Below are 8,726 nucleotides of genomic sequence, written 5' to 3' on the forward strand. Positions count from 1 at the left end.
CGCCGTGCCCTCCAGCTCCATGCCGAGTTCCACGAAGAACGCGACGGCGGCGTCCATGTCCTCGACGACGATGCCGACGTTGTCCATCCGCTGAATCGCCATGTTTCCTTCTCCTTCTTCGTCTTCTCCGTGCGGCCGGTGCTGGCCGCTGATACCCCTGGGACGGAGCCGGTGCCGCGTTCTCGACATCCGACGGCGGGGAACTGCCGTGGTTCTCCGTCGCGGGTGTACGCCTCCGGCAACGAGCGGCCCGTGAGGACTGCCGAAGGCTCCCGGTCCGACCGGATGGGGCGCTGGGCGACAATTCCAATCATGAACGACGCAGTGGTCATCCGTTTCCCCAGGTCGCCGGCGGTGTGGGTGCTCCTGGCTCTCGGTGCGCTCGCGGTGCCGGTGGCCGCGGGGTGTGTGGCGTATCGCATCACACGCCTCGGTGTCGACGCGCCGTTCTGGGCCGGTGACGCGGTGGGGATCGCCGCGCTGGTGTTTCTCCTGCTCGGCGGGTGGGTGTTGCGCATGGTCACGGTGTCGGTGCGGGCGGACGAGGAGGGGTTGCGGGTCCGGACCTGGCTGCGCCGGCGCGGTGTGCCCTGGTCGGACGTGGCCGACGTCCAGCAGCTCGTGCGGACGCACCGCTACGGCCAGACCTACCGTGTCGTGCTGCGGCGCCGCGACGGTGGGACGGTGGGGCTTCCGCTGCCGCAGGGCGCGCCGGGGCGCGGCGCGTACCAGCAACAGTACGAGGCGGATCTCGCGTCCCTGCGTGAGCTGCACCGCCGCTACGGGGCGCCGGAGGCCGACCACCTGGTGGTGATCACCTCCCGTACGGCCGGGCGGGCCTGGAAGGGGCTGTTCGTTCTCGGCGTGGGGCTGCTCGCGGGCAGTGCGCTGGCCGCCGCGTTCGTGCCCGCCGTCTCGGCCCAGCTACGGGAGTGGAGGGCGGCTGTTTCCTGCCCTGAGGGGGAGGTCGGCCGCGAGTGCCTGAGCACGCGGGTGGCGGTGGTCGAGAGGACGGATCCGGCCGGGGGCAGAGGTCGGAGCTGGCTGTACTTCACCGACGACCGGCCCGTGGACCGTTTGTCGGTGGACCAGGACGCGGCGAACGCGTTCCGGCCGGGTGACAGGGTGACGCTGACCGTCTGGCGGGGCGCCGTTCGCCAGGTCTCGGGCGGGCGTCATGAGTGGACCGAGCACTTCGCGACGGGTGGTGAGATCGCGGTCGTGTCAGGCCTGCTGGCGCTCGGGGCGGGGGTGCCGGCGGCGCAGTTGTTGATCCGCCGTCGGGCCCGGCGGTTGCCGGCCGACTCGGTGGTGCCGTCGGTGTGGCCGTTCGTCGTGGCCCTGGCCGGCACGGGTGTCTGGCTGTTGCCGTACGCGCATACGCTGACGACGGATCCGTTCCTGTCCGGTGCGGCGCTGCGGTGGTCGGTGCCGGGGGTGGTCGTGTCGGTGGCGCTGCTGCGGTGGGCGTGGTGGGCGACGCGGATCGGCGGTGCGGGGACTGCGGTCGCCGCCGGGCCGCCGGCGGGCCCGACGTTCGTGACGGCGCGTTTCCTGGACGCCACGGAGTACAACCCGCATCTGTTCGGCACGCATGTCGTCCTGGGTGACGGGCCGCCGGCTGTGGTGCCGCACGCGGGGCCGGGGCGGTTCGCAGCGCGGGAGATCCCGGTGTCGCGGTTGTCGTTGGGGGAGGTACGCCGGGCGCGTGGTGCGGAGGGTGATCTGGTGCCGCGTGACTGGGAGGTCGCGGAGTTGTCGGACGCGGGGGCCCCGGTGAGGCTGGCGGCCGCGCCGGAGGATCTGCGGTTCGTGCTAAGGGAGTTGGGGCTCACGTCCGGCCCGGCGGGCGCCCGGGGAGCGTCGGCCGCGGGTACGCGTAGCGGTAGTTGAGGCCGGGGTCGGCCCAGTCGACGCGTGTGTCGAGGTGGCGGGTGAGCCGGCGGCCGGCGGGGTGAATCCGTGGCCTCGCCAGAAGGTGTCGCCGCTGAGGTTCGCCGATGTCCGTTCGGCGCCGCAGGTCTCGAAGCCGTGGGCCGCGGCCCAGTTCAGGAGTGCGGTTTCGCCCGGCGGACCGTCGCCGTGTTCCGCTTCACCGGCACCGGCACCGGCCGGCCTCGGTGTTTCCCAGCGCGCCTCTGCGGGACCGGAGAGCCGGTACGGGTGCACGCCGCGCGCCTGGAGCCCGCGTCTTCCAGACGTGGACGGCCGGGACCTCCTGGCCACCGACCTTGATGCCGACGACGGCACACCCGTGATCGATCTGGCGCCCTACTTCGAGCAGACGAGCCCACGAGGTTCGCCCCGTACCTGACGAAGCTCCGTAGGCAGCTTGGGAATGCTGATCCATCGCAGGCCGCGGCACTCGCCACCCCGCCCGATCTCATCTGAGAGAGGGAATGAAGGTGCCCCAGAGGTCGCAGAGGGCTTCCTTCGGTGTCGGTGGACATTGGCTCGGACACTCCTCGCCCGTGATCACCCTTGGTTACTATGCTCACTTCATGCCGGAGGGGGACTGGAAATCCCCAGGCTCGTACCCGAGTGAGACCGTGGACTGCAAGGTCGAAGAGATAGGTGGCCTGGGAAAATGTTGAAGGAGGTCACTGCGACCCGTTACGTCACGCCGTTGCGTGAGGGCGGGTCGCTGCCGGGGATTGTCGAGGCCGACGATCTCGGGACATACGTCATGAAATTCACCGGCGCCGGGCAGGGGCGCAAGACGCTCGTCGCCGAGGTCATCTGCGGGCAGCTCGGGCGGCGGCTCGGCCTGCGGGTGCCGGAGTTGGTCGCCATGCAGCTCGATCCCGTCATCGGTCTCGGGGAGCCCGACCAGGAGGTGCAGGAGCTGCTGAAGGCCAGTGGCGGGCTGAACCTCGGGATGGACTTCCTGCCCGGGTCCCTCGGGTTCGATCCGCTCGCGTACGAGGTGGGGGCCGCCGAGGCCGGACGGATCGTGTGGTTCGACGCGCTCATCAACAACGTCGACCGGTCCTGGCGCAACCCCAACATGCTGGTGTGGCACGGGGACGCCTGGCTCATCGACCACGGCGCCACCATGATCTGGCACCACAACTGGCCGGGGGCGGAGGCCTCGGCCGCGAAGGCGTACGACGCGTCCGACCATGTCCTCGCCCCGTTCCGGCCCGACATCGCCTCGGCGGCCGCGGACCTCGCGCCGCTGGTCACCGAGGCGCTGCTGACCGAGGTCGCCGCCGACGTACCGGACGAATGGCTCGTGGACGAGCCCGGGTTCGACTCCACCGACGCGGTGCGGCGCGCCTATGTGGCGGCGCTGCTGCCGCGCGCCGCCACCATCCACGAGCGCCTCACCCTCGACGCGCCCACCAAGAACCGTCCGTCCCAGGCTCCCGGCTGGCTGACCGAACACGTCACGCCCTGGCCACATCCCACGAAGAAGAACAGCGGAGGCGAGGGCCGATGAACGGACGCGATGTGTTCGAGTACGCGCCGCTGCGCGTGGTGCCGAGGGTCGAGCGCGGGGAGTTCATCAACGCGGGCGTGCTCGTCTACTGCCGCGCCAAGTCGTTCGTCGCGGCCCGTACGCACCTGGACGAGTCCCGCCTCAAGGCGCTGGCGCCGGACGCCGACGTGGCGGGGGTACGGGCCGCTCTGCGTGCCGTCGAGGGTGTTTGCGCGGGCGGGGACCCGGCCGGGCAGGCGGCGCGCGACGACGCGGGGCGCAGGTTCCGCTGGCTGATCGCGCCGCGCTCGACGGTCGTCCAGCCCGGCCCCGTACACACGGGCCTCACGCTCGACCCGTCGGCCGAGGTCGAGCGCCTGCTCACCCTGCTGGTGCGCTAGGTCGTGTCCGCGGGCGCCCGCCCGTCCCGGTGTGACATATGTTCGCCGCCCCCGTGGGCCGTTGACAGCGGGTGGCGGGGCTTCTAGCGTCACGGCAGCTGAATACTAAGCGGTCGCTCAGCGCGCTCGCGCCGGACGCCGCGATCCAAGGACGAGGAGAAGCAGCATGTCCACCACCGAGCAGCGTGTCGCCGTCGTGACCGGGGCGGCGCGGGGCATTGGCGCCGCGACCGCGGTACGGCTCGCGGCCGAGGGCCGGGCCGTCGCCGTACTCGACCTGGACGAGGCGGCCTGCGCGGAGACCGTCGGCACCATCACCGCCGCCGGCGGCACGGCCCTCGCCGTCGGCTGCGACGTCTCCGACGCCGCCCAGGTGGAGGCCGCCGTCGCGCGCGTCGCGGCCGAGCTGGGCGCGCCCACCATCCTCGTCAACAACGCGGGCGTGCTGCGGGACAACCTCCTCTTCAAGATGAGCGAGTCCGACTGGGACACCGTGATGAACGTGCACCTCAAGGGCGCCTTCCTGATGGCCCGCGCCTGCCAGGCGCACATGGTGGACGCGACGTTCGGCCGCATCGTCAACCTGTCCTCCAGCTCGGCGCTCGGCAACCGCGGCCAGGCCAACTACGCCGCCGTCAAGGCCGGACTCCAGGGCTTCACCAAGACATTGGCCAAGGAGCTCGGCAAGTTCGGCGTCACCGCCAACGCCGTCGCCCCCGGTTTCATCGTCACGGAGATGACCGCCCAGACCGCCGCCCGCGTCGGCATGGGCTTCGAGGACTTCCAGGCGGCGGCGGCCACCCAGATCCCGGTCCAGCGGGTCGGCGTCCCCGACGACATCGCCAACGCGATCGCCTTCTTCACGGGCGAGGACGCCGGATTCGTCTCCGGCCAGGTGCTGTACGTCGCCGGCGGACCCCTCAACTGAAGCGGAGAGTTTGCGACATGACACAGCAGCCGAACGGCGGCGGCCGGCCCGACAGCGGCAAGGTCGCCCTGATCACCGGTGCCAGTCGCGGCATCGGGTACGGCATCGCCGAGGCGTTCGTCGCCCGCGGCGACCGGGTGTGCATCACCGGGCGTAACGAGGACGCTCTCAAGGAGGCGGTCGAGCGGCTCGGCGCGGACCGTGTCATCGGCTTCCCCGGCAAGGCCCACGACGAGGCCCACCAGGCAGCCGCGGTCGACCGCGTCATGGAGGAGTTCGGCCGCGTCGATCATCTGGTGAACAACGCCGGGACGAACCCGGTGTTCGGCCCGATGGCCGACCTGGATCTGGGCGTGGCGCGCAAGGTCTACGAGACCAACGTCATCTCCGCCCTGGGCTTCGCCCAGCTGACCTGGCACGCCTGGCAGAAGGACAACGGCGGTGCGATCGTGAACATCGCATCGGTCGCCGGGGTGTCCGCCTCGCCGTTCATCGGCGCGTACGGGATGAGCAAGGCCGCCATGGTCAACCTGACCCTTCAGCTGGCTCACGAGTTCGCGCCCCGCGTGCGGGTCAACGCCATCGCCCCGGCCGTGGTCAAGACGAAGTTCGCACAGGCGATCTACGAGGGCAGGGAGGCCGAGGCCGCGGGCGCCTACCCGCTGGGCCGCCTCGGGATGCCCGAGGACGTCGGCGGCGCGGCGGCGTTCCTCACCTCCGACCAGTCGGACTGGATCACCGGGCAGACGCTGGTCGTCGACGGCGGAATTTTCCTCAATGCCGGCGTGCACTGACACGCTTTGTTGGTAAATGGCTTTAAGTGCCCCATCGGTCATGCATATTGAACCGATGGGGCACTGCGGTATGGTCGGCCGACTCGTGGCTGAACAAGGAGCGTGCACGTGTTCAACCGGACCAGTCTGCAGGCGGCTGCAGCCCTCGCGTCCATATCCCTGCTGGCCGGATGTGGCTTGTTTTCGGCGGACAGCGCCGGAGGGGATCAGAAGATCACGATCGGCACCACCAGCGAGCCGAGCACGCTCGACCCGGCCGCCGCGTGGGACAACTCCTGGGAGCTTTACCGCAACGTCTTCCAGACCCTGGTGGCCTTCCCCACCGGCAGCACGACTCCACAGCCCGACGCCGCCGACAACTGCAAGTTCACGGACTCGACCAACAAGGTCTACCGCTGCGAACTCCGCGAGGGCCTGACGTTCTCGAACGGCCACAAGCTCGACGCCGACGCCGTCAAGCACTCGTTCGACCGCATCGTGAAGATCAACGCGAACGGCGGTCCCAACGGACTCCTCGCGTCCCTCGACGGCGTCACCACGGACGGCGATCTGATCGTCACGTTCAACCTGAACAAGCCCGACGCCACGTTCCCGTTCGTCCTCGCCGCCCCCGCCATGTCCATCGTCGACCCGGCGGAGTACCCGGCGGACAAGCTCCGCGAGGATGGCAAGCTCACCGGCTCCGGCCCGTACACGCTTCAGTCCTACACGCCGGGCAGCGACGCCGAACTCGCCGAGAACACCAGCTACAAGGGCTTCGCCGACCGTAAGAACAAGGCCGTCACGATCCAGTACTTCCAGGACTCCGACAAGATGTTCGGCGCCCTGAAGAAGAAGGAGATCGACGTCATCTACCGGGGTCTGACCTCGGAGGAAGTCGTCGAGCTCGAACAGAAGAAGGAGGAGAACAACCACCTTCAGCTGATCGAGACCGTCGGCGCCGACATCCGCTACCTGGTGTTCAACCCCAAGGACGAGGCGGCGGCGAAGCTGCCCGTACGGCGGGCGGTGGCCCAGGTGGTCGACCGTGACGCGTTGGTCGCCAAGGTCTACCAGGGCACGGCCGAGCCGCTGTACTCGATGGTCCCCAAGGGCATCTCCGGGCACGCCACGAGCTTCTTCGACGAGTACGGCGACCCGGATGTCGACAAGGCGCGCGGCATCCTTCAGGACGCCGGGATCAACACGCCCGTACCGCTGACCCTGTGGTTCACGACCGACCGCTACGGCTCCGGCACGGTCGCCGAGTTCGCCGAACTCAAGCGCCAGCTCGAAGCCTCCGGCCTCTTCGAGATCACGCTGAAGAGCAAGCCCTGGAAGGACTTCCAGGCGGGCTTCCAGAAGGGCGAGTACCCGGTCTTCGGCCGGGGCTGGTTCCCCGACTTCCCGGACCCGGACAACTTCGTGGCCCCCTTCGTCGGCAAGAACAACGCGCTCAGCACCCCCTACGAGAGCCCCGAGATCACCAACGAGCTTCTGCCGCAGTCGCGGCGCGAGAGCGACCGGGGCGCGGTGATCGAGCAGTTCGAGCGCGCCCAGGAGATCCTCGTCGACGACGTACGGCTGCTGCCGCTGTGGCAGGGCAAGCTCTACGTGGCGGCGTCCGAGGAGATCAGCGGCGGCGAGCGGGCGCTCGACCCGCAGACGGTCATGCAGCTGTGGGAGTTCAGCCGCAAGGCCAGCTGGTAGCGGCGATTGTCAGTGCTCACCGGTAGGTTCAGGAGTGGACCAACTGATCGCTTACCGGAGGTTGTTGACGTGACCGACACCGACATGCTGCCCGCATCCTGGCGCGGCGTCCTCGGCGACGAGCTGCAGAAGCCCTACTTCAAGGAGCTCACCGAGTTCGTCGAGGACGAGCGGTCGAAGGGACCGGTCTACCCGCCGCGCGAGGAGGTGTTCGCCGCGCTCGACGCCACGCCGTACGAGGACGTGAAGGTCCTGGTCCTCGGCCAGGATCCGTACCACGGCGAGGGCCAGGGACACGGCCTCTGCTTCTCGGTGCGGCCCGGCGTGCGCACACCTCCCTCCTTGCGGAACATCTACAAGGAGATGAAGGAGGAGCTGGGCCACCCGATCCCGGACAACGGATATCTGATGCCGTGGGCCGAGCAGGGTGTGCTGCTGCTCAACGCCGTCCTGACGGTACGGGCCGGCGAGGCCAACTCGCACAAGGGCAAGGGCTGGGAGAAGGTGACGGACGCGGTGATCCGTGCCGTGGACGCCCGGCCGGACCCGGCGGTCTTCGTGCTCTGGGGTGCCTACGCGCAGAAGAAGCTGCCGCTGATCGACGAGACACGGCACGTGGTGGTGAAGGGCGCGCACCCGTCGCCGCTGTCGGCGAAGAAGTTCTTCGGCTCGCGCCCGTTCACCCAGATCAACGAGGCGATCGCCGCGCAGGGACACAAGGCGATCGACTGGCGCATCCCCGACCTGGGCTGACCGGCCCCGCCCGCGCCCGGCGGTCCGCGCCGGGCGGGTGAGCCTGTGCGGGAATGCCGGTCGCTGCGGTTAGCGTCGGGCCGGAGGGTATCGACCGTATGGGCGCGGGAGGCGGCAGGCGATGGAGCAGCGCGAGGTGTCGGAGGACGGCGTCCTGACCAGGATCGGTCAGGCGGTCATGCTGCTCCACGGCGGTGACCGCGAGGAGGCGCGCAACCGGTTCGGTGAGCTGTGGACCGAGATCGGCGAGTCCGGCGACCCGCTCCACCGCTGCACGCTCGCGCACTACATGGCGGACACCCAGGACGACCCCGGTGACGAACTGGCCTGGGACCTGCGCGCACTGACCGCCGCGGAGGACCCGGGCCCGGCCACGGCCCGTACGGCCTCGGCGGTACGGGCCTTCTACCCGTCGCTCCATCTCAACCTCGCCGCCGACTATCTGAAGCTCCAGCGCCCCGACGCCGCACGGCTCCACCTCTCCCGGGCGCGCGCCGCGGTGAACGTGCTCGGGGACGACGGGTACGGGAACGGCGTACGTGCCGCGATCGGGCGCCTGGAGCACCAACTGCTCGACGACTAGGCGTCGTCGGGCGGATCTGGACGTCATCAACCGCCGTACGTCTTCTCGCAGATACGGCTCTCCGGACTGCCCGGCGCCCAGCCGCCGTACTCCGTACCGAGCGCGCACAGCCCGGCGCCCAGGTCCGGCAGCGCGGTCGGTACGGAGTACGGCGGCT

The 8,726-nt window shown here is 69.9% G+C and carries 8 protein-coding genes and 2 pseudogenes; 9 read left to right on the forward strand and 1 reads right to left on the reverse strand.

Features of this window, described 5'->3' with window-relative positions; translation table 11 throughout:
* Positions 1-189: pseudogene (locus tag BHU15_RS41840) on the reverse strand (VOC family protein); the annotation flags it as partial.
* A 123-nt stretch (positions 190-312) separates the two neighbouring features.
* On the opposite strand from BHU15_RS41840, the gene BHU15_RS35890 reads away from it, so the two are divergent.
* The 9 genes and pseudogenes from BHU15_RS35890 to BHU15_RS35925 all read left to right on the forward strand — a co-directional run bounded on the left by BHU15_RS35890 (position 313) and on the right by BHU15_RS35925 (position 8,569).
* Complete coding sequence (locus BHU15_RS35890; protein WP_069630935.1) at positions 313-1,893, forward strand: PH domain-containing protein; 1,581 nt, start codon at positions 313-315, stop codon at positions 1,891-1,893.
* A 292-nt stretch (positions 1,894-2,185) separates the two neighbouring features.
* Positions 2,186-2,314: pseudogene (locus BHU15_RS41845) on the forward strand (S-adenosylmethionine-dependent methyltransferase); the annotation flags it as partial.
* 273 nt (positions 2,315-2,587) lie between these two features.
* Positions 2,588-3,442 carry a HipA family kinase gene (locus BHU15_RS35895; protein WP_069630931.1) on the forward strand — a complete coding sequence of 285 codons (855 nt, stop codon included), beginning with the start codon at positions 2,588-2,590 and terminating at the stop codon, positions 3,440-3,442.
* Positions 3,439-3,822 carry a DUF3037 domain-containing protein gene (locus BHU15_RS35900; protein ID WP_023543138.1) on the forward strand — a complete coding sequence of 128 codons (384 nt, stop codon included), beginning with the start codon at positions 3,439-3,441 and terminating at the stop codon, positions 3,820-3,822. Before BHU15_RS35895 ends, BHU15_RS35900 begins: the two co-directional genes overlap by 4 nt.
* Before the next feature lie 166 nt (positions 3,823-3,988).
* Complete coding sequence (gene fabG, locus BHU15_RS35905; RefSeq protein WP_023543139.1) at positions 3,989-4,750, forward strand: 3-oxoacyl-ACP reductase FabG; 762 nt, start codon at positions 3,989-3,991, stop codon at positions 4,748-4,750.
* Between the two features lie 17 nt (positions 4,751-4,767).
* Positions 4,768-5,544, forward strand: a complete 777-nt coding sequence (locus BHU15_RS35910; protein WP_069630932.1) for an SDR family oxidoreductase — start codon at positions 4,768-4,770, stop codon at positions 5,542-5,544.
* 108 nt (positions 5,545-5,652) lie between these two features.
* Complete coding sequence (locus BHU15_RS35915) at positions 5,653-7,233, forward strand: ABC transporter substrate-binding protein (RefSeq protein WP_023543141.1); 1,581 nt, start codon at positions 5,653-5,655, stop codon at positions 7,231-7,233.
* Positions 7,234-7,302: 69 nt separating this feature from the next.
* Positions 7,303-7,986, forward strand: a complete 684-nt coding sequence (locus BHU15_RS35920) for a uracil-DNA glycosylase (protein ID WP_069630933.1) — start codon at positions 7,303-7,305, stop codon at positions 7,984-7,986.
* Between the two features lie 121 nt (positions 7,987-8,107).
* Complete coding sequence (locus BHU15_RS35925; RefSeq protein ID WP_069630934.1) at positions 8,108-8,569, forward strand: hypothetical protein; 462 nt, start codon at positions 8,108-8,110, stop codon at positions 8,567-8,569.
* Positions 8,570-8,726 lie beyond the last annotated feature (157 nt).

This window comes from Streptomyces niveus (assembly GCF_001723055.1).
Classification (GTDB): Bacteria; Actinomycetota; Actinomycetes; order Streptomycetales; family Streptomycetaceae; genus Streptomyces; species Streptomyces niveus.

What these genes read in the sequence shown, in the direction of transcription:
- BHU15_RS35910 (WP_069630932.1), top strand. Translation starts at nt 4,768, where the DNA reads ATGACACAGCAGCCGAACGGCGGCGGCCGGCCCGACAGCGGCAAGGTC.
- BHU15_RS35925 (WP_069630934.1), top strand. Translation starts at nt 8,108, where the DNA reads ATGGAGCAGCGCGAGGTGTCGGAGGACGGCGTCCTGACCAGGATCGGT.
- BHU15_RS35895 (WP_069630931.1), top strand. Translation starts at nt 2,588, where the DNA reads ATGTTGAAGGAGGTCACTGCGACCCGTTACGTCACGCCGTTGCGTGAG.
- BHU15_RS35900 (WP_023543138.1), top strand. Translation starts at nt 3,439, where the DNA reads ATGAACGGACGCGATGTGTTCGAGTACGCGCCGCTGCGCGTGGTGCCG.
- fabG (WP_023543139.1), top strand. Translation starts at nt 3,989, where the DNA reads ATGTCCACCACCGAGCAGCGTGTCGCCGTCGTGACCGGGGCGGCGCGG.
- BHU15_RS35890 (WP_069630935.1), top strand. Translation starts at nt 313, where the DNA reads ATGAACGACGCAGTGGTCATCCGTTTCCCCAGGTCGCCGGCGGTGTGG.